Annotated in this window: 19 protein-coding genes and 1 pseudogene; 8 read left to right on the top strand and 12 right to left on the bottom strand. The window is 72.0% G+C overall.

Going from position 1 to position 23,426, the window contains the following annotated elements:
• The first annotated feature begins 298 nt into the window (after window positions 1-298).
• Complete coding sequence (locus ACIQRL_RS18565; protein ID WP_401332513.1) at window positions 299-2,683, top strand: sulfatase-like hydrolase/transferase; 2,385 nt, start codon at window positions 299-301, stop codon at window positions 2,681-2,683.
• Between the two features lie 122 nt (window positions 2,684-2,805).
• On the opposite strand, the gene ACIQRL_RS18560 is transcribed toward ACIQRL_RS18565, so the two are convergent.
• The 3 genes from ACIQRL_RS18560 to ACIQRL_RS18550 form a co-directional block, all read right to left on the bottom strand.
• Window positions 2,806-4,362: an ABC transporter substrate-binding protein gene (locus ACIQRL_RS18560; RefSeq protein WP_401332511.1), complete on the bottom strand. Its 1,557-nt coding sequence runs from the start codon at window positions 4,360-4,362 to the stop codon at window positions 2,806-2,808.
• Between the two features lie 145 nt (window positions 4,363-4,507).
• Complete coding sequence (locus tag ACIQRL_RS18555; RefSeq protein ID WP_401332509.1) at window positions 4,508-6,148, bottom strand: metallophosphoesterase; 1,641 nt, start codon at window positions 6,146-6,148, stop codon at window positions 4,508-4,510.
• A gap of 16 nt (window positions 6,149-6,164) precedes the next feature.
• Complete coding sequence (locus ACIQRL_RS18550; RefSeq protein WP_361676383.1) at window positions 6,165-6,407, bottom strand: SCO4848 family membrane protein; 243 nt, start codon at window positions 6,405-6,407, stop codon at window positions 6,165-6,167.
• Between the two features lie 112 nt (window positions 6,408-6,519).
• Between ACIQRL_RS18550 and ACIQRL_RS18545 the strand changes: the two genes are divergently transcribed.
• Window positions 6,520-7,833, top strand: a complete 1,314-nt coding sequence (locus ACIQRL_RS18545) for a D-alanyl-D-alanine carboxypeptidase family protein (RefSeq protein ID WP_401332507.1) — start codon at window positions 6,520-6,522, stop codon at window positions 7,831-7,833.
• Here ACIQRL_RS18545 and ACIQRL_RS18540 read toward each other — a convergent pair.
• The 4 genes from ACIQRL_RS18540 to ACIQRL_RS18525 form a co-directional block, all read right to left on the bottom strand.
• Window positions 7,787-8,863 (bottom strand): YihY/virulence factor BrkB family protein, encoded by a 1,077-nt coding sequence (locus tag ACIQRL_RS18540; protein WP_401332505.1) that lies wholly within the window; start codon window positions 8,861-8,863, stop codon window positions 7,787-7,789. The genes ACIQRL_RS18545 and ACIQRL_RS18540 overlap by 47 nt on opposite strands.
• On the bottom strand, window positions 8,851-9,300 hold the full coding sequence (locus ACIQRL_RS18535) for a GtrA family protein (RefSeq protein ID WP_401333324.1): 450 nt from the start codon (window positions 9,298-9,300) through the stop codon (window positions 8,851-8,853). The genes ACIQRL_RS18540 and ACIQRL_RS18535 overlap by 13 nt, the downstream gene beginning before the upstream one ends.
• 95 nt (window positions 9,301-9,395) lie before the next feature.
• Complete coding sequence (locus ACIQRL_RS18530; protein ID WP_401332503.1) at window positions 9,396-10,340, bottom strand: decaprenyl-phosphate phosphoribosyltransferase; 945 nt, start codon at window positions 10,338-10,340, stop codon at window positions 9,396-9,398.
• Complete coding sequence (locus tag ACIQRL_RS18525; protein WP_401332501.1) at window positions 10,333-10,923, bottom strand: phosphatase PAP2 family protein; 591 nt, start codon at window positions 10,921-10,923, stop codon at window positions 10,333-10,335. Before ACIQRL_RS18525 ends, ACIQRL_RS18530 begins: the two co-directional genes overlap by 8 nt.
• A 208-nt stretch (window positions 10,924-11,131) precedes the next feature.
• Between ACIQRL_RS18525 and ACIQRL_RS18520 the strand changes: the two genes are divergently transcribed.
• Window positions 11,132-12,481 carry an FAD-binding protein gene (locus ACIQRL_RS18520; RefSeq protein WP_401332499.1) on the top strand — a complete coding sequence of 450 codons (1,350 nt, stop codon included), beginning with the start codon at window positions 11,132-11,134 and terminating at the stop codon, window positions 12,479-12,481.
• Window positions 12,482-12,531: 50 nt separating this feature from the next.
• Window positions 12,532-13,287 (top strand): decaprenylphospho-beta-D-erythro-pentofuranosid-2-ulose 2-reductase, encoded by a 756-nt coding sequence (locus ACIQRL_RS18515; protein ID WP_401332497.1) that lies wholly within the window; start codon window positions 12,532-12,534, stop codon window positions 13,285-13,287.
• Between the two features lie 33 nt (window positions 13,288-13,320).
• On the opposite strand, the gene ACIQRL_RS18510 is transcribed toward ACIQRL_RS18515, so the two are convergent.
• Both ACIQRL_RS18510 and trpS read right to left on the bottom strand, forming a co-directional pair.
• Window positions 13,321-13,902 carry a 2'-5' RNA ligase family protein gene (locus tag ACIQRL_RS18510; RefSeq protein ID WP_401332495.1) on the bottom strand — a complete coding sequence of 194 codons (582 nt, stop codon included), beginning with the start codon at window positions 13,900-13,902 and terminating at the stop codon, window positions 13,321-13,323.
• A gap of 228 nt (window positions 13,903-14,130) precedes the next feature.
• Window positions 14,131-15,144, bottom strand: coding sequence for a tryptophan--tRNA ligase (trpS, locus tag ACIQRL_RS18505; protein ID WP_401332493.1), 1,014 nt, complete (start codon window positions 15,142-15,144; stop codon window positions 14,131-14,133).
• Between the two features lie 389 nt (window positions 15,145-15,533).
• On the opposite strand from trpS, the gene ACIQRL_RS18500 reads away from it, so the two are divergent.
• Entirely contained in the window at window positions 15,534-16,289 is a 756-nt protein-coding gene (locus tag ACIQRL_RS18500) for a hypothetical protein (RefSeq protein ID WP_401332491.1), read from the top strand.
• A gap of 146 nt (window positions 16,290-16,435) precedes the next feature.
• Here ACIQRL_RS18500 and ACIQRL_RS18495 read toward each other — a convergent pair whose 3' ends face one another.
• The gene (locus tag ACIQRL_RS18495) at window positions 16,436-17,881 is read right to left on the bottom strand and encodes a glycine hydroxymethyltransferase (protein WP_401332489.1); all 1,446 of its coding nucleotides are present in this window, start codon (window positions 17,879-17,881) and stop codon (window positions 16,436-16,438) included.
• 406 nt (window positions 17,882-18,287) lie between these two features.
• Between ACIQRL_RS18495 and rocD the strand changes: the two genes are divergently transcribed.
• Window positions 18,288-19,502, top strand: coding sequence for an ornithine--oxo-acid transaminase (gene rocD / locus ACIQRL_RS18490; protein ID WP_401333321.1), 1,215 nt, complete (start codon window positions 18,288-18,290; stop codon window positions 19,500-19,502).
• A 58-nt stretch (window positions 19,503-19,560) separates the two neighbouring features.
• Here the strand turns inward: rocD and ACIQRL_RS18485 are convergent.
• Window positions 19,561-19,881, bottom strand: a pseudogene (locus ACIQRL_RS18485) (glutathionylspermidine synthase family protein); the annotation flags it as partial.
• A gap of 71 nt (window positions 19,882-19,952) precedes the next feature.
• On the opposite strand from ACIQRL_RS18485, the gene ACIQRL_RS18480 reads away from it, so the two are divergent.
• A complete protein-coding gene (locus ACIQRL_RS18480; protein ID WP_401332487.1) occupies window positions 19,953-20,837 on the top strand; it encodes a hypothetical protein in 885 nt (294 codons plus the stop codon).
• Window positions 20,838-21,392: 555 nt separating this feature from the next.
• Here ACIQRL_RS18480 and ACIQRL_RS18475 read toward each other — a convergent pair.
• The gene (locus tag ACIQRL_RS18475; RefSeq protein ID WP_401332485.1) at window positions 21,393-22,784 is read right to left on the bottom strand and encodes a PLP-dependent aminotransferase family protein; all 1,392 of its coding nucleotides are present in this window, start codon (window positions 22,782-22,784) and stop codon (window positions 21,393-21,395) included.
• A 47-nt stretch (window positions 22,785-22,831) separates the two neighbouring features.
• On the opposite strand from ACIQRL_RS18475, the gene ACIQRL_RS18470 reads away from it, so the two are divergent.
• Window positions 22,832-23,395 (top strand): carboxymuconolactone decarboxylase family protein, encoded by a 564-nt coding sequence (locus tag ACIQRL_RS18470; RefSeq protein ID WP_401332483.1) that lies wholly within the window; start codon window positions 22,832-22,834, stop codon window positions 23,393-23,395.
• Window positions 23,396-23,426: the final 31 nt, after the last annotated feature.

The following is a 23,426-nucleotide window of genomic DNA, read 5'->3' as shown; positions in this document are numbered from 1 at the left end:
ACACCGGTGGACGGGACCACGGACGCCGGTGAGGTCGAGGTGCCGACGCAGGTGGGGTGAGGGTGCCGGCATCCGTGGGAAGGCCACGGCGGCGGCCGGTGACGCTCGCGGGACTGCCGTGCGGGCGGGACAGCCCCGCTCGCACCGCCGTGACCTGTGGGAACGGACTTGGGAAGAAGCTGACCGAGGCCGTTGAACACCGGCCGCCGCGGTCCCGTACACCAAGATGAGGGCGAATCGGCCGCATTCGATCGGTCCGCCACGCCACCACCGCGCACCGCACGGAAGGACCGCCGGGTTGTCGTTCAAAACGAGCTCTCGACAGCTGCCGAACACGGACGAGGCGCCTCCGCGCGACGAGCCGGCGCCGGGGCCGCTCGCGGACGCGGACGCAGCCTCGGACGCGGAGAAGGATTCGGACAGGGCCACGGATGCGGCCACGGACACCGATGAGGACGCCGCCGCCTCGGGCGAGGGGGAGGCAGCGGCCGACGCGGCCCCCGAGGGCGGCCCGACCGGCGTGACAGCCCCGGCCGCGCCGACCGAGGGGGCCGCCTCCGTCCACCCCGGGGACCCGGCCGAACCTCCGGCGGAAGCCGACTCCGCCGAACAGACGCTCGCCGCCGGGGCCGAGCCGGACGCGCCCTCGGTCGCGGCCGGGACCACGGCCGAGACCGACGCCGACACCGAGACCGAGGACCCGGACGGGACCTCGGCGGAAGCGAATTCCGCCGAACCGCCGCCCCCCGCCGGTGCCGGGACCGGCACCGGCAAGGACACCGAGGCCGGGAGCCCGGTCGAGACGGGTGCCGCGACCGATGCCCCCGCCGACGCCGACAGCTCCGCCGAAGCGGCCTCGACCGCGACGGGGACCGGGGCCGCGACCGTGGCCGTGGCCGAAGAGTCGGCCGAGGTCGGCGCGGGCACCGTCGACGCCTCGGACCCGTCCGAGGATGCCCCGGACACGACCGTCGGGGGCGGGACCGGTGACGGGGACGAGCCGCCGGGAGACGAACCGCCCGTGCGCGGCCGGTGGCGTGGCTGGCGGGACCGGTATCCCGTCGCCGCCCGCATCCTCTCCTGGAGCACGACCCTCCTCGCCGCCGCAATCGTCCTGTTCGCGCTGCTCATGCCGAACAAGGAGGACTACTTCAAGCCGGCCGAGTTCCTGCGTCTCCCGGTGGAGGCGATCTTCGGCGCCGCGCTGCTGATCGTCCTGCCCCGCAAGCCGCGGATCGCCGTGACGGTGTTCGCCGGGCTCGGCCTGGGCGTCCTGACCATCCTGAACGTCCTCGACATCGGCTTCAACGAATACCTCGGGCGAGGCTTCAACGTCGTCCTCGACTGGTCGCTCTTCGGCGACGCGCAGGCCTACCTCCAGGACACGTTCGGCAACGACGGCGCGCTCGGCATCGTGGTACTCGTCGTGGTGCTCGTGATCGCCGTACTGGCCCTCATGACGATGTCGGCCGTCCGGCTGGGCAACCTGGTGGCCCGGAACACCGAGACGGCGACCCGCACGACGCTCGTCATGGCCATCGCCTGGGTCACCTGCACGGCGCTCGGCGCGCAGTACAGCGGGGTGCCCATCGCCTCCGAGCACACCGCGCTGGTCGTCCAGGACCGGGCGGTGGCGGTGCAGCGGACGCTGCGGGACGAGGCCGAGTTCGCCAAGATATCCAAGAAGGACAACTTCGCGAACACGCCGCCCAGCCAGCTGCTCACCGATCTGCGCGGCAAGGACATGATCATCACGTTCATCGAGAGCTACGGCCGCAGCGCCATCGAGGACCCGGTCATGGCACCGGGCGTCGACGCGACCCTGACCTCGGAGAACCAGAAGCTGACCCAGGCCGGTTTCGCGGCGAAGAGCGGCTGGCTCACCTCGGCGACGTACGGCGGCAGCAGCTGGCTCGGCCACTCGACGTTCCTGTCGGGTCTGTGGATCAACAACCAGCAGCGCTACCGCACAGTGACCTCGGGCAGCCACCTGACCCTGCCCGAGGCCTTCAAGAAGACCGGCGACTACGACACCGTCGGCGTCATGCCGGGCATCCAGAAGGCCTGGCCCGAGCAGAAGTTCTACGGCATCGACAAGCTCTACGACGCCCACCATCTCGGTTACAAGGGGCCGAAGTTCAGCTGGTCGACCATGCCCGACCAGTACGCCCTGACAGCGTTCGAGCGCCTGGTGCACAGCAAGAAGCACGACAAGCCGCTGATGTCGACGATCATCCTGACCTCCAGCCACCAGCCCTGGGCGCCGATCCCCAAGACGGTCCCCCAGGACCAGGTCGGCGACGGAACGATCTACGACGCCATCCAGAAGGCCGGCAAGAAGCCCGCGGACATCATCACCAGCTCGCCGAAGTCGAAGGTGGAGTACGGCAAGTCGATCCAGTACTCGGTGACGAGCCTCATCGACTATCTGGTGAGGTACGGCAACAAGAACACCGTGCTGATCTTCCTCGGCGACCACCAGCCGATCGCCCGGGTCAGCGGCAACCACGCCAGCCGCGACGTGCCCGTCTCCATCGTCGCCAAGGATCCGAAGGTGCTCGACAAGATCGCCGACTGGGGCTGGGCGGACGGCCTGCAGCCCCGGAAGGACACGCCGGTCTGGAAGATGAGCGCGTTCCGCGACCGCTTCCTGACGGCGTACGGATCCACTCCGCATCCGTAGAGGGACCGGTTGTTCATCCGCGGGCGGCGGTCACGTCGAGGGCCGTGACCGCCGCCCGCGGCCGTCACGTCGCATGGGCAACCCGCAGCGGGCGGCAAAAGGCTTACGGATCACGGGAGTTGTCACAGCCAGCTCAGCAGCCAGAGGCGGAAGACGCCGGTCCCGTCGGACAGATACTGGCCGCCGCTGACGTCCTCACTGCTGACGACGTAGTCCTTGCGCTGCCACAAGGGAATCAACGGGACGTCCTGGGCGACGACTTGCTGGAGCCGCCGGAACGCGTCCGCCGTACGACTGCGGTCGGCGTCCTGCCGGGTCTCCTGGATCAGACGGTCGACGTCCTTGCTGCTGTAGCCGTTCTTCATGCTGTTCCCGGTGCCGACCAGCGGCGAGCCGAAGGTGTCCGCGTCGGGATAGTCGGCGACCCAGCCGACCGCCCAGGCGTCCAGACCGCCCTCCGCGTACCGCTTCTGGAACTCGGTCCACTCGAACCCCTCGGTCGTCACCTTGAACAGTCCGCTCGCCTCGAGCTGCCGCTTGAGCTCGGCGGCCTCCTCGCCCGCGGCGCCCCGCCCCTCGGCGAACCCGTAGGTGAAGCGCACGGGCGGCGACACCCCGGCCGCGGTCAGCAGGGCCCGCGCCTTCCTGGCGTCCGGTTGTGGATAGTCGTCGAAGAACGACGTCGCGTGCCCCGTGATCCCGGCCGGGATCAGCCCGTACAGCGCGTCGGTGGTCCCCTTGTACGTCCGGCCGACCAGTTCCTCGCGGTCGATCAGCGAGGCGATGGCCTGCCGTACCCGCCGGTCGTGCAGCGGCGACCCCGGGCGCACGTCGAGGACGAGGTTGCGGGTCTCGGCGCTCTCGGCCTCGGTGACGCGCTGCGCGGGGTCACTCGGCGAGAGGGCGGCGAGCACGGCGGGCGGGAGCTGCCGGGCCGCGACATCCAGCCCCTTGGCCTTCCGGGCCACCTCCAGCGCCTGCGAGTTGGGGTAGTAGCGCAGCACGACGGGCCTGCCGAGGGCGCTGATGGCGCCCTTGTAGCGGGGGTTGGGAGCGAGGACGGCCCGCGTGTTCTTCGTGTACGACGTCAGGACGTACGGCCCGGTGCCGTCGGCGCCCGTGTCGGTGCGCAGGGTGCGCCTGGGGTAGCGGGTGCTGTCGACGATCGATCCGGCGCCCGTCGCGACCTTGAACGGGAAGGTCGCGTCGGGCGAGGACAGATGGAAGGTGACGGTCCGCCCGCTCGCGTCCACGCTGCCCAGGGTGGAGAAGAGGGACGCGGGCCCCACCTCGTCGTCGATGCGCCGGACGCGGTCGAAGGAGAACTTCACGTCCTCGGCGGTCACGCTGCGCCCGCTCGCGAACGTCAGGTCGTCACGGAGTGCGCAGCGATAGGTGCGCAGCCCCGTGTCGGTGAACGCGCAGCTCTTGGCGGCATCCGGAACGGGCTTGGCGCCGCCCGGCTCGAAGGTGAGCAGCGACTGGAAGACATTGCTGAACAGGGCCCAGGATCCGGCGTCGTAGGCACCGGCCGGGTCGAGCGACGTGACGGCGTCCGTGGTGCCGACCGTGATGGTGCGGTCGCGGTTCTCCTTCGCCGGCATCAGTTGCCAGCCGGCCACACCCACGCCCGCCAGCACGAGCAGCGTCGCCAGAATCCATAAGCGAACCGATCGCATCGGTGCCCTCCCCAGGCCCACCGCACGCCACTCCCCTAGTGACGCGGATCACCTAACCACAGGAGTTTCAAGCGGGGAAGGGGATCGGGAAGAGTACGCCGGACCGACAGAAATGATCATTTCCGGCCCGTTTCACAGCGGATCCTCAGGCTTCGCGCGAGGCCAGTTCGACGACCGTGATGTCCGAGGGCGCGCCGACCCGGGTCGGCGGCCCCCAGGCTCCCGCGCCCCGGGAGACGTACAACTGCGTGTCTCCGTAGCGCTCCAGGCCCGCGAGGGTCGGGTTGGCGGCGGCCGCCACGAAGTTTCCCGGCCAGAGCTGGCCGCCGTGCGTGTGTCCGGACAACTGGAGGTCGACCCCATGGCGTACCGCCTCATGGATCTGCACCGGCTGATGTGCGAGCAGCACACAGGCCCGCGTCCTGTCCCGGTCCCCGAGGGCCTTGCCGAAGTCGGGGCCCTGCCCCTCGCTCTCGCCCTGGAGGTCGTTCACACCGGCGAGGTCGAATCCGGCCAGCTCGGTCCGCGCGTTCTCCAGGGGATGGATCCCGAGCTCGCGGACCTCCCGGATCCACTGCTCGGCTCCGGAGAAGTACTCGTGGTTCCCGGTGACGAAGTAGGACCCGTGCCGGGCTCGCAGCCGGGCGAGCGGCGCGGCGGCGGGTCCGAGGTCCTTCACGCTGCCATCGACCAGGTCGCCGACGACGGCGATCAGGTCGGGCTGCGTGGAGTTGATGGTGTCGACGACCTTCTGGGCGAAACCGCGCCCGAGCACCGGCCCCAGGTGGATGTCGCTCACGACGGCGATCCGGAAACCGTGGGCGGACCGGGGCAGTTTGGCGAGCGGCACGGTGACGCGCTTGACCGCGGGCCCGCGCAGGACGCCGTACGTCCCGTAGCCCACGGTCCCCACCGCGGCGGCCGCGGCCGCCCCGCCCACGATCCGCGAGACGAAAAGACGCCGCGACGGCGCCCGAACACCCCCCGCCGCTCCGGCCGCCCGCACCACACCGGCAGCTCCGCCCGCCTCAGCCGCACCGGCAGCTTCCGCAGGTCCGTCAGCTCCGGCAGTTCCGACCAACCTTGTCGACCCGGGCACTCCGGGTACTCCGGCCGGCCCGGCCGTCTCAGCCGCTCCGGCTGGCCCGGCAGCTCCGGCCATGCCTGCCCTCCCGGGCGCCCCAGCCGGTTCCACCAGCCCCGCTGATTCCGCCAACTCCGTCGGCCCGGCGGGCGCCGCAGGCGCCGCCGATCCGGCAGGCGCCGCGGGCGTCGATCCTTCGGTCAGTTCCGGCCGTTCCGCGGGGGTCGGCCGTTCCGCGGGGGTCGGCCGACCCGCGAGGGGCGGCCGTTCCGCCGAAGGCGACACGGCGGAGCCGGACCGTACGCTCTCGCGCGGCGCCGCCTCCGCCTCCGCCGTCGCGGCGGGGATCGCGGCCCCGCCGATCTCCTGTCGTCCGGCCGCCCGGCGCTCCACGGCCCACCGCAGGAGCGGTCGTACGACCTCCCCGGCCAGCAGCGCCAGCAGCAGGTACAGGGCCAGCGCCATCCACAGGAACCCGGGCCAGGACAGCGTCCGCTGGAGCCAGAAGGGTGCACCAGCGCGCTCGCTCGCGACGGCGCCGATCATCAGCAGCGGTCCGGCGACGAACACGGCCGTGCCCACCCGGCGGACCGCTCCGGGGCCGGCCGTGGTGTCCCGCACCAGCCGGCGCCAGGCGTACCAGTGCAGCCCGCCGAGCACGGCCAGGGCCGCGACGCCCGCCAACACGAACAAGATGACCATGCCGCCGTATCCCCCGTTATGACGTCTGGCGCAAAGCGCGTACGCCGCGCAACCCGATGACCCCGACGACCGTCCCAAGGACAAACGACACGACGGCGAGCGTCAGATGCACCCAGAAGTAGGCGGTCGGATCGCCCGCGTCGTCGAACGCGAGCCCACTGGCGTCCTGCCAGAGATTCTTAGCGAAAGTGACCCAAATGACCCAACTCCACACCCCGAAGGCGAGCAGGAACCAGGACACGGGGCGGCTGAGCTTCATACGTTCAGTATCGCTGTCGCCCACCGTGATCCGGCGCCGGGGTGGAGAGGACGAGGCGGCTTCCCCGAGCGGTGCTGGGACTTCCGGTCACGACCACTGTAATTTCTCGATCGTGTCCGCCTCGAAAAAGACCATTCGGCGATCCTCCCTGGTCGCTTCCGCCACCTTGTTGACCCTTTCGCTCACCGCGCCCGCGTTCGCCGACGCCGCCGACGACACCGCCCCGACGGAGAGCCCCACGGCCTCGCCGTCCGCCACTCCCCCCGCGACCATGTCGACCCTCGGCGGAGAGCGGCTCGGCCGGCCCGGCAATCAGGTGAACCTCGGCGGCGGCGCCCCCGTCCTGCCCGGGGACATCACCGCCCGTTCCTGGATCGTCGCCGACGCGGAGTCGGGCGACATCCTGGCCGCTCACAACGCGCACTGGCGGCTGCCCCCGGCGAGCACCCTGAAGATGCTGTTCGCCGACACGGTGCTGCCCAAGTTCCCGAGGACCACCGCGCACAAGGTGGTCTCCTCCGACCTGGCGGGCATCGGCGCGGACTCCAGCATGGTGGGCATAAAGGAGAACGAGACCTACACCGTCCACGACCTGTGGCTCGGTGTCTTCCTCCGTTCCGGGAACGACGCCGTGCACGTGCTGTCCGCGATGAACGGCGGCGTCGGCGAGACGGTCAAGGACATGCAGGCGCACGCCGAGGACCTCCAGGCCCTCGACACACACGTGGTGAGCCCGGACGGCTATGACGCGCGGGGCCAGGTGTCGTCGGCGTACGACCTGACGCTGTTCGCCCGATCGGGTCTCCAGAAGAAGGACTTCCGGGAGTACTGCTCGACGGCGCGGGCGACCTTCCCCGGCGCGACGACCAGGAACAAGAAGGGCACGACCGGCCGCGCGTCCTCCGAGATCCGGAACACCAACCGGCTGCTGACCGGCGACAGCGACATCAGCGCGTACCAGGGCATCGCGGGCGTGAAGAACGGCAACACCACCAACGCGGGCGCCACCTTCACGGGTGTCGCCGAACGCGGCGGCAAGGTGCTGCTCGTCACGGTCATGAACCCGGAGAAGAAGGAGCACAACGAGGTCTACAAGGAGGCCGCGCAGCTTCTCGACTGGGGATTCCAGGCAGCGGACAAGGTCCAGCCGGTGGGCGAACTGGTCCCGCCCAAGGGTGTCGACACCACCGCCCAGCCGGGTGCGAAGGCATCGGGCGGTGCGAGCTCCGGCACGGGCTCCGGCGCGAACTCCGCGAACGCCTCCACGAAGCCGGTGGCGGCCTCCACCGCCGCGACGAAGGGCGGTACGAGCGGCATCGGCGTCGCGCTGGGCCTCACGGGCGGCTTCCTCGTCCTGCTCACGGCGGGCGTCTTCCTCGTCAACCGGCGCTGGCCGCTGCCGGACCTGATGCGCCGCCGCCGCTGACCACCCGGGGCTCCGGAGCCTTCGCGTCCTTCGGAGCCCCCGAGGTCCTCCGGTCCTCCGAGCCGGCCGGTTCGGACCGTTCGGACTGTTCGGACCGTTCCTGCGGGCCGGACGGTTCCCGCGAACCGGCCGGTTCCTCCGGGTTCTCGGGCTCGTCCGGACCCGCCGCCTCCCTGGCCGGCTCCCCGCTTCTCGTGGCCGTCCAGGCGGCGGAGTACAGGAGCAGTTTCGAGGTGAGGTTGATCCACAGGAGCAGCGCGATCGGCACCCCGAAGGCGCCGTACATGCTCTTCGACGCCACACCCCGCATATAGCCGCTGAGCAGCAGCTTGAGCAGCTCGAACCCGACGGCGCCGATCAGCGCCGCGACGATCAGCCGACGGCGCGGCGGCTCGACGCCGGGCAGCAGCGTGAGGACGTACAGCAGGACCAGGAAGTCGGCGAGCACGGCCACGCCGAAGGCGGCCGCCTGGAGCAGCGTGCTCCCCCAGCCGTTCCCGTCGAGGCCCACGTGCCGCGCCGACCAGCCCATCGCCGTGGACGCGAGCGTGGAGACGGCGATGGTGAGCAGCACGGCGCCGCCCAGGCCGACGAGTACCCCGGCGTCCTTGAGCTTGCGCAGGAAGGGGTTCCCCTCGCTGTCGGGCAGTTCCCAGACCGCGCGCAGGCACTCCCGCATCGAGCCGACCCAGCCGATGCCGGTGACCAGCAGCAGGGCACCCGCGACGACCCCGACCGTGCCGGCGTTCTGGACGAGGCCGTGGATGTCGAGCTGGTCGGAGATGCCCGGCACCTGCTCGGCGAGCTTGTCCTGGAGGTCCTTCTGCTGCTGACCGCTGAGCGTGGCGGCCCCGATCGCGGCGGCCAGGGTCAGCAGCGGGAACAGCGCCACGAAGCTGATGAAGGTCATCGCCGCGGCGAGCCGTGTCCACTTCACACGGTCGAGCCGCTCGTACGACCGCCACGCGTGCGTGGCCATCAGGCGCACGACCAGGGGGCCCACGCCGGGAATCTTTGTCAGCCAGTCCATGATCCGACTCTGCCCTCGCCTCGGAAAACCAGTGACCGGGTACCCCAAAAACGCAGGACAGTGGCGAGTGCCATCCCGATTCCCGCGCCCGAGAGGGTGTCCGCACGCGGTGACGTGTATCCGAGACCGTAGTGGCTGACGACGAGGCACAGCAGTTGTACGAGCGCGCCCGCGATGTTCACCGCGAAGAAGATCATGTACGGGCGCGGGCCGCGGGCCGCCGCGTGCCGGTAGGTACCGAGCGCGTTCCCCGCGTACGCCACCGAACAGCCGGCCAGGAAGGACAGCGCCTTGGCGGACAGCGGGTCCAGAGCCGCGGGAGCGCGCAGCCAGACGAACAGGCCGAGGTCGGCCGCGTAGGCGAGGACGCCGACGGCGGCGAACCCGAGGAGCTCGCGCAGGAACCGCTTCCGGAGGTGGGGCTCCCCGGGGGCCACCCCCGAGCCCGTGACGGCGGCTCGCGGTGCGGGCGCCGCCCGGCCCGCCCCACGGGCGGCGGGGAGCCCGGAGCCGGGCCGGTCCTCGGTGACGCTCACCAGTTCGCCACGGCGAGTCCGTACATCGCCAGCCACACCAGGCCGATGAGGGCGAGCGGACGGTCCCGCAGGACCACGTCCTCCGGCTCGCCCGCCGTGCCCCGGTCGGCGAAGACGGCGTAGCGCAGGACGGCCAGGATGAAGGCGACCATGGACAGCTGACGCCAGGGCAGCATGCCGTTGCTCGGTACTCCGCCCTCCTCCAGGGCCCACAGGCAGTAGCCGAGGACGGAGACCCCGGCGGCCAGTTGCCAGACGAAGCGCAGATAGCCGGTCGTGTACTCGGTGAGCAACGCGCGCGTGGCGCCCGCCGTGCCCGCCATCTGCACGGCCTCGGAGTAACGCTTCGCCGAGACCATGAACAGCGCCCCGAAGCCCGTGGTGATCAGGAACCAGCGCGAGAGCGGGATGCCGAGGGCCAGACCGCCGATCATCGCCCGCATCAGGAACCCGGTGGTGACGACGACGAGGTCCACGACGAGCACGTGCTTCAGGCTGACGCAGTACGCCAGTTGTATGCCGACATACGCGATCAGCAGCGCGCAGACGGCCGGTGAGCAGAACCATGCGGCGACGGCGGGCGCGAGGACTCCGAGGGTGCCTCCGACGGCGTACGCGGCCGGGACGGGGACCTGGCCCGCGGCGACCGGGCGGTGGCGCTTCACCGGGTGGGCGCGGTCGGCGACGGCGTCCCGGGCGTCGTTGATCAGGTAGACGGCGGCGGCGCAGGCGGTGAACAGGACGAATACCAGGGCCAGTTGGCCGAGCGCGTGCTGCGAGAAGAGCCGGCCCGCGGCGGCCGGGGCGGCCACGACGAGCACGTTCTTCACCCATTGGCGGGGACGCGTGGTCCTGACGAGGCCCCGGAGAAGCCCGGTCAGGCTCCTCGGCGGCGGGGCGACGGCCGGGGCGCGTTCCAGAACCGCCGTGCGCTCAGCCATGGCCGGCCCCGATCCAGCGGGCGCCCAGTCCGGCCGCCGCGGCGCCCAGGGCCGCGCCGGCGGCGACATCGGTGGGGTAGTGGACGCCGACGACGAGCCGCGAGAGGCACATCGCGGCGGCGAGCGGCGGGACGGCGTACGCGCCGAGCGCGCCGTAGGCGACCGCCGCGGCGGTCGCGGAGGTGGCGTGCGAGCTGGGGAGGGAGTGCCGTCCGGCCGTGCGCATCCGGGGCTCCACGTGCGGGGGGCGCGGGCGGCGCACGATCCGCTTCACCCCGATGCTCGCGAGGTGCGCGGTGGCGGTGAGCGCCGTCGCGCGCAACCACGCGCCGCGTCGCTCGCGGTCGGCGACCGCCCCCGCGAGGCCCGCGGTGATCCACAGGGCGCCGTGTTCCCCGCTCCCGGACAGGGCACGGGCGACGGCCGCGACGCGCGGGTCCCTGCCGTACGCGTGGAAGGCGGACAGCAGCCGACGGTCGAGGTCACCCGGTCCGCGGTCCGTGCCGCCGCGGTGGCCGGCGCCGTCACGCCGCTGGTCCGTGCCGCCGCCCCGGTGGCCGCGGCCGTCCGGCCGTCGATCCATGTCACCACGGTGGCCATGGTCGTCAAGCCGCCGATCCGTCTCGTCACGGTCGTCAAGGTCGTCCATGTGATGCCACTCTTCTAGGGAGCGGTCGCAGAATTACGGCAATCTTGAACGACATCCCATTAATCACCCATTTCGGTGAGGAGCCGTGAAGGCCGGGTAGATTGCCCCGTTGTGCACCCCTGGCGGCGCTACGGTCACGGTCATGCCTGCCGACACCGTCACCGTCACGGGTTGGGGCCGCACCGCCCCGACCACCGCCCGACTGGTCCGCCCTCGCACCTACGAGGAGGCAGCGGCGGCCGTCCGGGACTGCGGGGTGCGCGGAGGCATCGCCCGGGGGCTCGGGCGGGCGTACGGGGACGCCGCCCAGAACGCGGGTGGAGCGGTGCTCGACATGACGGGCCTGGACCGGATCCACGCCATCGACGTGGACGGCGGCACGGTGCGGTGCGACGCGGGGGTGTCCCTGCACCGGCTCATGGAGGTCCTGCTCCCCCTCGGCTGGTTCGTGCCGGTGACACCGGGGACCCGCCATGTGACCGTGGGCGGCGCGATCGGCGCGGACATCCACGGCAAGAACCACCACGGGTCCGGCTCGTTCGCCCGTCACGTCCCGTCCTTCGAACTGCTGACCGCGGACGGCGAGATCCGGACGGTCGGACGCGGCACCCCTCTGTTCGACGCCACGGCGGGCGGCATGGGGCTGACCGGTGTGATCCTCACGGCGACCGTCCGCCTCCAGCCGGTGGAGACCTCCCTGATGTCCGTCGACACCGAACGCGCGGTGGACCTGGACGACCTGATGGCCCGCCTCACCGCCACCGACCACCGGTACCGCTACTCGGTCGCCTGGATCGACCTCCTCGCGCGCGGGGCGCGCATGGGGCGCTCGGTGCTGACCCGCGGCGATCACGCGCCGCTGGACTCGCTGCCCGCACGCGCGCGCAGAAACCCGCCGGCGTTCCGCCCCTCCCACCTGCCGGCCGCCCCCGCCTTCGTCCCGGAAGGGCTCCTCGGGCGGACGACGGTGGGCCTCTTCAACGAGCTCTGGTACCGCAAGGCGCCCCGCGCGCGGACCGGTGAACTCCAGCGGATCCCCGCGTTCTTCCATCCCCTCGACGGGGTGCCGCACTGGAACCGCGTCTACGGGCGCGGTGGCTTCGTCCAGTACCAGTTCGTCGTCGGACACGGGCGGGAGGAGACCCTGCGCCGGATCGTGCGGCGGATCTCCGAGCGCCGTTGCCCGTCCTTCCTCGCCGTCCTGAAGCGCTTCGGAGCGGGTGATCCGGGCTGGCTGTCCTTCCCCATGCCCGGCTGGACCCTGGCCCTGGACATCCCGGCGGGCCTGCCGGGGCTCGGCGCCTTCCTCGACGAGCTGGACGAGGAGGTGGCGGGCGCCGGGGGACGCGTGTACCTCGCCAAGGACGCGCGGCTGCGGCCCGAGCTGCTGGCCGCGATGTACCCGCGGCTCGGCGTGTTCCGGTCCCTCCGGCAGGAGCTGGATCCACGGGGGGTCTTCACCTCGGACCTGTCCCGCCGCCTCGCCCTCTAGAGCGCCCTTCCCGGCCGCCCGTCTTCGTTCCCTCGTCCCTAGGAGCTGTCATGAAGGACGCCTTCGGTATCCCCCAGTCCCTGCTGATTCTCGGCGGCACGTCCGAGATCGCGCTGGCCACCGCGCGCCGGCTGATCACCCGGCGCACCCGCACGGTGTGGCTCGCCGGCCGGCCGACGCCCGCTCTGGAGGAGGCCGCCGGGCAGCTGCGCCGGCTCGGCGCGGACGCCCGTACCGTCGCCTTCGACGCCCTCGACCCCGAGTCCCACGAGGCCGTGCTCGGCAAGGTCTTCGCCGAGGGCGACATCGACATGGCGCTGATGGCCTTCGGGGTGCTCGGCGACCAGGCGCTGGACGAGAAGGAGCCGGTCGCGGCGGTGCGGGTGGCGCAGACCAACTACACGGGCGCGGTGTCGTCCGGCCTGGTCTGCGCGCGGGCCCTGCAGACGCAGGGTCACGGTTCCCTGGTGGTCCTGTCCTCGGTCGCGGGCGAGCGCGCCCGCCGCTCGAACTTCATCTACGGCTCAAGCAAGGCGGGCCTGGACGCCTTCGCGCAGGGCCTCGGCGACGCCCTGTACGGCACGGGCGCGCACGTCATGGTCGTACGCCCCGGGTTCGTCCGTACGCGGATGACAGCCGGTCTGGATGACGTGCCGCTGTCGACGACTCCGGAGGCGGTGGCCGCGGCGATCGAGCTGGGGCTGCGGCGCCGGTCCGAGACGGTGTGGGTGCCGGGGGCCCTCAGGATGGTCATGTCGGCGCTGCGGCACACACCACGAGCGGTGTTCCGGCGGCTGCCGATCTGAGGCCGTGCCGTCACGGGAGGCCCGGCGGTGTTCCTAGAGCGCCGGCAGTGTGGTGTCCCGCTCGGGCGCGGACGCCTGCGGGGGCACCACGGCGCCGCCGAAGGCGAACTCGCGGAGCTTGCGCCACACGCCGTCGGCGCCCTGTTCGTAGAGGGCGAATCCGGTGCAGGGCCACCCGGCCTCGTACCCGGAGAGCGCCTCGAAGGCCCGGTCCATCGCCGCGTCGTCGATGCCGTGCGCCACGGTGACGTGCGGGTGGTACGGGAACTGCAGCTCGCGGGCGACGGGACCCGAGGCGTCCCGGACCTGCTTCTGCAGCCAGGCGCAGGCCTCCGCGCCGTCGGCGACCCGTACGTAGACGACCGGCGACAGGGGGCGGAAGGTGCCCGTGCCGCACAGCCGCATCGGGAACGGGCGCCCGGCGGCCGCGACCTCGACGAGGTGCGCCTCGATCGCGGGCAGCGCCGCGCCCTCGACCTCGGTGGGCGGCAGCAGGGTGACGTGGGTGGGAATGCCGGAAGCCGCGGGGTCGCCGAAGCCCGCGCGCCGCTCCTGGAGCAGGCTGCCGTGAGGCTCCGGGACCGCGATCGACACACCGATCGTTACGGTCCCCACGTCGTCTCCTGTCGTTGTCGATGGTCAGGGCTGTTCGGTGGTGCTGCGCGGGCGGAGGCGGTTGCCCGCCCTGCCCGGCTTCCGACTGTACGGCGGTATGACCCGCAATCGGCCGCCGCGCGAGTGTCGCGCTCGTCTCGTACTGACTGCCGAAGGTGCTGTGGTAGAGGGCCGTGCCGCCGCCGTACGGCCGGGGCACGGCCGCGCGTTCGGTGGCGGCCCGGGCCGTCAGTGCTTGGCGGGCAGGAATCCGACCCTGTCGTACGCCTGGGAGAGTGTCTCCGCGGCGACGGCGCGCGCCTTCTCGGCGCCCTTGGCCAGGATCGAGTCGAGGGTCTCGGGGTCGTCCAGATACTGCTGGGTGCGCTCACGGAACGGCGTCACGAAGTCGACCATGACCTCGGCGAGGTCCGTTTTCAGAGCGCCGTAGCCCTTGCCCGTGTACCGCTGCTCCAGTTCACCGATTCCGGTCCCGGTGAGCGTCGAGTAGATGGTCAACAGATTGCTGATACCCGGCTTCGCCACCGTGTCATACCTGATGACGGTGTCCGTGTCGGTGACCGCGCTCTTGACCTTCTTGGCGGTCGCCTTCGGATCGTCGAGCAGATTGATGAGGCCCTTCGGCGTCGAGGCCGACTTGCTCATCTTGATCGACGGGTCCTGGAGATCGAAGATCTTCGCCGTCTCCTTGAGGATGTACGGCTTGGGAATCCTGAACGTCTCGCCGAAGCGGCCGTTGAAACGCTCCGCGAGGTCCCGCGTGAGCTCGATGTGCTGGCGCTGGTCCTCACCGACCGGGACCTCGTTGGCCTGGTACAGCAGGATGTCCGCCACCTGGAGGACCGGGTACGTGAAGAGGCCGACGCTCGCGCGGTCGGCGCCCTGCTTGGCCGACTTGTCCTTGAACTGCGTCATGCGCGACGCCTCGCCGAAACCGGTGAGGCAGTTCATGATCCAGGCGAGCTGCGCGTGCTCGGGGACATGGCTCTGGACGAAGAGCGTGCACCGCTCCGGGTCGAGACCGGCGGCGAGCAGCTGCGCCGCGGCGAGCCGGGTGTTGGCACGCAGGTCCGCGGGGTCCTGCGGGATCGTGATCGCGTGCAGGTCGACGACCATGTAGAACGCGTCGTGGGACTCCTGGAGCGCCACCCACTGACGGACGGCGCCGAGGTAGTTGCCGAGGTGGAACGAGCCTGCCGTGGGCTGGATTCCGGAGAGCACGCGAGGACTGTCAGAGGCCATGTTCACCATTCTCTCAGGTGCCGGGGCCCACTCGGGAACTGGCCGGAAAGAGACGGGACCAGGTGGGCCGGCCCCGTTGTTCCGGTAAACCGCACCCTCCGAGCCTCCGACGCGTCAGCACAGACGGTCACCATTTCGCTCACCTGAGCGGTTTTCGAACACCCACTGTCATACAAGTGCAACGGTGAGGTGACATTCCGGCTGGAGGGGGTGCCTTCGAGGTCATGGGGGCTTAAGAATGCCCGAACGCCAGGTAGCCGGATTCGGCAGGGCGGAGCACTGCTCGGACGTCGTCGTGGAGGGGGAACCCCGGCGGGTCCCCGGCGGTGCACCCAGAAATTGGCACAACGGTGTGCGGGCCGACTCTGCGTCGGCTGGTTGGGGGTTCCATGCGCGGGCTTCGTGAACTGGTCACGGTGGTAGGAACGTTGGGGGCGGCCGCCGTGGCGGTGGTGTCGACGGCACCGTCCGCCCTGGCCGGCCCGGTGGCGAGTGCGCCGGTGGTCTCACCGGCGGTCCTGGAGAGCGCGGAGCACGCTGCGGAACGCTCCCCGGGGGACAGCCCGGACGTCGCCCTGACCATCGCCGGTGACACGGGTCGGACGACCACGCTGCACATCGAGGACCCGGACTTCGGACGGCTGTGGCGGCTGCTGTCGCCCCGGTACACGGGAACGCAGCAGGCGCCCGACGGGTGGAGGGACGGCCACCTCCCCGAACCGCAGGCCACGGTGATCTGGGGGGTCACGGGTACCGAGGACGGGACGCGGACCGCCCACCGGACACCCGGCGGTGATGTCGTCATGGAGCGCCAGGACCAGGTGTACCTCGCCTTGGACGGTACGCCGTGGGTGCGGTCGAATCTGTCGCCGGACTCGATGAACCACGAAATCCGCTGGCATCCGGCGTCGCGCTCGGTGTTCGACGAGCTGACGAAGGACGGAAGGCTCTTCGGCTCCGGGTCGACCGTGGCCGCCCCCACAGTGGAACTGGACCCGGGGTTCTGGGCGGTGCCCGGGCTCGCGGCGGGCGTGGCGCTCGGCGCCGGGGCCACGTGGTTCATCTGCCACGCGGCGGTCCGGGCCCGGCGTGAGAATGCCGGGCCGCTGCTGGGGTCACGCCAGGAACTGATCGAGGTCCAGTGACCGGCCGACCCGGCGTGACCCGGCCCGACCTGAACTGACCGGGCCTGAGCGCCTCGGGTCGGACGGACCATGATCGGTCCGACCCCGACCCCGACCCCGCCGCCGGTCCGGGCCGGACGGATCCGGCCCGGGTGCGGTGCGGTGCGTCAGCCGAGGTCGATCTCCGGGTAGAGCGGGAACGGGGCCAGCAGGTCGGTGGCGCGGTGCGCGATCTCGTCGGAGATCTTCGCGTCCAGGACGTGCTGGGCCTTGGACGGGGCGCCCTTGGCGGTGGTGCCGGGCTCGGCGGCGGTGAGGACGCGGTCGATCAGACCGGCGATCTCGTCCATCTCGGTCGCGCCGAGACCACGGGTGGTCAGCGCGGGGGTGCCGATGCGGATGCCGGACGTGTACCAGGCGCCGTTCGGGTCGGCCGGGATGGCGTTGCGGTTGGTGACGATGCCCGAGTCGAGCAGGGCGGACTCCGCCTGGCGGCCGGTCAGGCCGTAGGAGGAGGCGACGTCGATGAGGTTCAGGTGGTTGTCGGTGCCGCCGGTGACCAGGGTGGCGCCGCGCCGCATCAGCCCCTCGGCCAGGGCACGGGAGTTGTCCACGACGGCCTGGGCGTAGTCGCGGAACTCGGGGCGGCGGGCCTCGGCGAGCGCGACGGCCTTGGCGGCCATGACGTGCGGGAGGGGGCCGCCGAGGACCATCGGGCAGCCGCGGTCGACCTGCTCGGCGAGGGTCTCGTCGCACAGGACCATGCCACCGCGCGGGCCGCGCAGCGACTTGTGCGTGGTGGTGGTGACGATCTGGGCGTGCGGGACCGGGTCGAAGTCACCGGTGAGGACCTTGCCCGCGACCAGGCCGGCGAAGTGCGCCATGTCGACCATGAGGGTGGCGCCGGCCTCGTCGGCGATCTCCCGCATGATGCGGAAGTTCACCAGACGCGGGTAGGCGGAGTAGCCGGCGACGAGGATCAGCGGCTTGAACTCGCGGGCGGAGACGCGCAGTGCCTCGTAGTCGATGAGGCCGGTGGCGGGGTCGGTGCCGTAGGAGCGCTGGTCGAACATCTTGCCTGAGATGTTCGGGCGGAAGCCGTGGGTGAGGTGGCCGCCCGCGTCCAGGGACATGCCGAGCATGCGCTGGTTGCCGAAGGCCTGGCGCAGTTCGGCCCAGTCGGCCTCGGAGAGGTCGTTGACGTTGCGGACGCCCGCCTTGGCGAGTGCCGGCGCCTCCACGCGGGCGGCGAGGACGGCCCAGAAGGCGACGAGGTTCGCGTCGATGCCCGAGTGCGGCTGGGCGTAGGCGTGCTCGGCGCCGAACAGTTCGCGGGCGTGCTCGGCGGCGAGGGCCTCGACGGTGTCGACGTTGCGGCAGCCGGCGTAGAAGCGGCGGCCGATGGTGCCCTCGGCGTACTTGTCGCTGAACCAGTTGCCCATGGCCAAAAGGGTGGCCGGGGAGGCGTAGTTCTCGGACGCGATCAGTTTCAGCATGTCGCGCTGGTCGGCGACTTCCTGGCCGATGGCGTCGGCGACGCGGGGCTCCACGGCCCGGATCACGTCGAGGGCGCTGCGGAAGGCGGTGGACTCGGTGGAAAGGGGCTCGGGCATGACGGCCTCCGGACGTGGCGTTCAGCGTTCACGGGTCGGCCCAGGCGCACGGCACTCGGTTGCCGCGACTCTCGCCCGGATAACTCCGGGCCCCTCGGGACGGCCTGCTTCTCCGTTCAGAGGTCCGGGAATCACCCGGGGAAGCCACAGCGCGGGTGCCGCTCCCCGATGGTCGGTCCCATCCCAGCGCGCCAGTCACGGCCCCGCTGGTCAGCCTACCGGGCGCGCCGGATCACCGGGGTCCCCGGTCCACCATGCGAGCGACGATAGGAAATAGGCCACAAGCCCAGCCCCGCGCGGGCGACACGAGTCCGTGCCCGGGGAGAACGCGCCGTGCGGCGTGCCGGGGAAGACCGCGCCACCGCCCCCGTGCCGCTCGTCAGAGAACGGAGTTCCCGTGACCGCCATGGAAGCCAGGGAGACCACGGAGGCGTTCATCGCCTCGGCCGACGCGCACAGCGCGCACAACTACCACCCGCTGCCGGTCGTCGTGGCGACGGCGGACGGAGCCTGGATGACGGATGTCGAGGGGCGCCGCTTCCTCGACATGCTGGCCGGATACTCGGCGCTGAATTTCGGCCACGGCAACCGGCGGCTGATCGAGGCGGCCAAGGCACAGCTCGACCGGGTGACGCTGACGTCGCGGGCGTTCCACCACGACCGGTTCGCGGACTTCTGCAGGGAGCTCGCGTCGCTGTGCGGCATGGAGATGGTGCTGCCGATGAACACCGGCGTGGAGGCGGTGGAGACCGCGGTGAAGACGGCCCGGAAGTGGGGGTACCGGGTCAAGGGCGTCCCCGCGGAGATGGCGAAGATCGTGGTCGCGGGCAACAACTTCCACGGGCGCACGACGACGGTCATCAGCTTCTCGACGGACCCGGAGGCGCGGGCCGACTTCGGCCCGTACACACCGGGATTCGAGATCGTGCCGTACGGGGACCTGACGGCGATGCGGGCGGCGGTCACGGAGAACACGGTGGCCGTCCTGCTCGAACCGATCCAGGGGGAGGCGGGGGTGCTGGTGCCGCCGGCCGGCTATCTGCCGGCGGTGCGGGAGCTGACGCTGGAGCGTGACGTGCTCTTCGTCGCGGACGAGATCCAATCGGGGCTGGGACGGACCGGCCGTACGTTCGCGTGTGAGCACGAGGGCGTGGTGCCGGACGTGTACGTCCTCGGGAAGGCACTCGGCGGCGGGGTGGTGCCGGTGTCGGCGGTGGTGTCGAGCGCGGAGGTGCTGGGGGTGTTCCGGCCCGGGGAGCACGGATCGACGTTCGGCGGGAATCCGCTGGCCTGCGCGGTGGCGCTGGAGGTGATCGCGATGCTCCGGTCGGGCGAGTACCAGCGGCGGGCGGCGGAGCTCGGTGAGCATCTGCACCATGAGCTGGGCCTGTTGAAGGACTCGGGCCATGTCACGGCGGTGCGTGGGCGCGGGCTGTGGGCGGGCGTCGACATCGCCCCGGAACACGGCACGGGCCGGGAGATCTCGGAGAAGCTGATGGACCGGGGCGTCCTGGTCAAGGACACCCACGGCGTCACCGTCCGGATCGCCCCGCCCCTGGTCATCAGCAAGGACGACCTGGACTGGGGGCTGGCCCAACTGCGGGCCGTGCTCGGGGCGTAGGGACCCGCGCCGGCCCCGGACCGCCGGCCCCCTGGACCGCCCGGCCCCGCCCCGGTGGCTAGAGGATCACATGGGGCAGGAAGCGGGCGTATTCGTCCGTGATGGGGCCGGACGACTCCCGGATGCCGAGGCCCGCCGACGCGTCCTCGACGACCCAGGCGCCGAGGACGACCCGGTTGCCGTCGAAGGACGGGAGCGGTGCCAGCTCCTGATAGCAACAGGCCTCTTCGCGTACGACGGGGGCGGCGCCGGGTTCGTGGATCGTCACCCCGGCGCCCTCGCGGCCGAGCAGCGGCTTGGAGACGTACCCGTTCGTACGGGCCAGCTCGCGGGGACCGTCGAGGTAGGCGGGGAGGAGGTTCGGGTGGCCCGGGTAGAGACCGCGCAGCGGGCACCCGCGGTGACCCCCGGATAGGCACGGTCCCCTACAGTCACTTCGTGCTCTTTGGAATGGTGTGCGCCCTTGGTGCCTCGGTCTGTTTCGGTACGGCGACGGTTCTGCAGGCCATGGCCGCGCGAGCCGCGGGTGAGGGCGGGACGGGCGGCGGGGCCGGCGGCGCGGCGGCACTGCTGCTGCGGGCGCTGCGGCAGTGGCGCTACCTGGCGGGGCTGGGCCTCGACGGCGTCGGGTTCCTGCTGCAGATCATCGCGCTGCGGGCGCTTCCGATCTACGCCGTCGGCGCGGCCCTCGCCGCGAGCCTGGCCGTCACCGCGGTGGTCGCCTCACGGCTGCTCCGTGTGCGGCTGAGCCGGGTCGAGTGGGGCGCGGTCGCAGTGGTGTGCGCGGGGCTCGCGATGCTGGGGCTGGCGTCCGGGACGGAGGGGGACCGGACGGGTTCCCTGGCGTTGAAGTACGCGATGCTGGGCACGTCCCTGGCAGTGCTGGGGCTGGCGCTGGTCGGCGGACGGCTGCCCGACCGGGGGCGGGCGCTCGCGCTGGGACTCGGGGCGGGGTTCGGGTTCGGGGTGGTCGAGGTGGCGGTGCGGCTGATCGCGGACCTCGATCCGGGGACGCTGCTGGCCAATCCGGCGACGTACGCGCTGCTGGTCGGTGGCGGGGCCGCGTTCCTGCTGCTCACCACGGCCCTGGAACGGGGTTCGGTGACGACGGCCACCGCCGGCCTGGTCATCGGGGAGACCATCGGGCCCGCGCTGGTGGGGGTGGTGTGGCTGGGCGACCGTACCCGCGAGGGACTGTCCTGGCTGGCCGTTCTCGGTTTCGCGGTGGCGGTGGCGGGGGCCCTGGCGCTGGCGCGGTTCGGCGAGGCGCCGGGTACGACGACCTCGGCACCCGGCGAGGCGAAGCCCGCGGAAGAGGAAGAACGCAAGGCGTAGACGCCTCACGCGCTTGCATCCCGGTGGCCCGCTTGCCCGGAGGCGGGCTCCTCCGAGGCGACTCCCCGGAGGCCGGCGACCCGGAGGTGACACCCCGGTGCTCCGCTGCCCGGAGGTGACACCCCGGCGGCCGACGACCCGGCAGCGGCTCCCCGATGGCCCGCGACCTGGAGACGGGCGACCCGGCGGCTCCCGGAAGTGACTCCCCGGTGCTCTGCTGCCCGGAGGTGACACCCCGGCGGCCGACGACCCGGAGGCGGCTCCCCGGCGGCCCGCGACCCGGAGACGGCTCCCCGGTGGCCCGCGGCCTGGAGGCGGGCGGCCCGGAGCCCTGCCACCCGCTGGTGGCTTTCTGGAAGCCGACGACCTGGAGCTGAGGCCCCCGGTCACCTGCCATCCGCAGATGGCTCACCGGTAGCCAACCACCCGGGAGCGGGCACCCCAGAGCCCTGCCGTCCCGGGTGACTTTCCGGAAGCCGACGCCCCGGAGGTGAGCACCCCAGGCGTGGGGCGCCCGGAGCGCGGCTCAGGAGCCCTCGGGTCCGGAGACCCCTTTCAGGGAAGTGCTCGGCACAGCGCGTCCAGTGCGCCCGACCAGGCGTGATCCGGTGGCGTGCCGTAGCCGACGACCAGGGCGTCCTGGGGCGGGGCGAGAGCGCCGGGGTGGCGGTGGCGGGAGAGGCCGTGGACGGCGAGGCCCTGCCAGGCGGCGGCCTGGACGACCGACTGCTCGGTACCGGGCGGGAGCCGGACCACGGCGTGCAGCCCGGCGGCGATGCCGGTGGCGTGCACGGCGGGGGCACGGGTGGCGAGCGCGGCGACGAGGGAGTCCCGGCGCCGCCGGTAGCGCAGGCGTGCGGCGCGGACGTGGCGGTCGTAGGCGCCGGAGGTGATGAACTCGGCCAGGGTCAGCTGGTCCAGTGCTCCGGTGGACCAACCGCCCTCCCCCTTCAGGGAGATGACCTCGTCCGCGAGGGACGGCGGCAGGACCAGCCAGCCGAGGCGCAGAGCGGGCGCCAGGGATTTGCTCGCGGTGCCCAGATGGACCACGTGGTCGGGGTCGAGGCCCTGCAACGCGCCGACGGGCTGCCGGTCGTAGCGGAACTCGCCGTCGTAGTCGTCCTCCAGGACGAGCCCGCCGGTGCGGCGGGCCCAGGAGACGACGGCGGCCCGGCGGTCCGGGTGCAGCGGCACGCCCATCGGGAACTGGTGGGCGGGGGTGAGCAGTACGGCTCGTACACCCGTCATGTCGCGTGTGTCGGTGCCGAGTTCGTCGAACGGCAGGGGGGTCGTGCGCAGGCCCGAGCGGTGCAGGAGATTCCAGTGCACGTCCAGGCCGTACGACTCCACGGCGAGCGAGCGCAGGCCCCGGCGGCGCAGGACCGCGCCGAGCAGCGTCAGGCCGTCCGAGAAACCGGAGCAGATCACGATGCGCTCCGGGTCGGCGCGGACGCCCCGGGCGCGGGAGAGATAGCCCGCGAGGGCGGTGCGCAGTTCGGGGCGGCCGCGCGGATCGCCGTAGCCGAGGGCGTCGTGCGGTGCGACGGTCAGGGCGCGGCGGGCCGCCTTGAGCCAGGCGGTGCGCGGGAAGGACGCGAGGTCGGGGGTGCCGGGGACCAGGTCGTACGGGGGACGGCCCTTCTCACGGCGGCGCGGCGCGGCCTCCGGCGCCGGTCGTACGACGCTCCGCTCGGCCACCCGCGTGCCGGAGCCCTGGCGCGCGGTGAGCCAGCCCTCGGCGACGAGGTCGGCGTAGGCGTCGGCGACCGTGTTGCGGGCGATGCCCAGGTCGACGGCGAGCGAGCGGGAGGACGGGAGGCGGGTTCCGGGGGCCAGCCGGCCGTTGCGGACCGCCTCGCGCAGTGCGTCCGTCAGCCCTTTGCGGACGCCGGATCCGGTCGGCTCGACGTGGAGGTCGACGCCCAGAGTGGCCCATGTTCTTGCCATGCGAATGGACCATACTCCTGGGCTACTCCCCTCGTAGGGTCGATCACATGACGACGCAGGACACGACCACGCAGAACACCACGACGAACACCGCGACCACCGCGACCACCGCGACCACCGCTGACGAGACCGCACCGTACGCGCCCGAGGCCGCCCCCCGGCTGAACTGGGCCGAGCTCGCCCCCGAGGTCTACAAGGCGATGGTCAGGCTCGACGCGGCGGCCCGGCGCGGGGTGGACCCCACGCTCCTGGAGCTGGTGAAGATCCGCGCCTCGCAGCTCAATCACTGCGCGTTCTGCCTCGACATGCACACCAAGGACGCGCTCGCGGCGGGCGAGAGCGTGGAGCGGATCGTGCAGCTCAGCGCGTGGGAGGAGTCGCGGCACTTCTACACGGAGAAGGAGCTCGCGGCGATCGAGCTGACCGAGGCCGTCACGGTGCTCACGGACAAGTTCGTGCCGGACGAGGTGTACGAGCGCGCGGCCCGGTACTTCGGGGAGGCCGAGCTGGCCCAGCTGATCGCCGCGATCACGGTGATCAACGCCTGGAACCGGTTCGGTGTGACCTGCCGCCTGGTGCCGGGCCACTACCGGGCGGGCCAGTACAAGTGACGGCCCGGCGCGTCCCGGAGGGGAGTACGCG

This window comes from Streptomyces sp. NPDC091209, assembly GCF_044757755.1.
Classification (GTDB): domain Bacteria; phylum Actinomycetota; class Actinomycetes; order Streptomycetales; family Streptomycetaceae; genus Streptomyces.
Note: the sequence above shows the minus strand (reverse complement) of the source record. Positions and strands in the feature narration are given on the sequence as shown.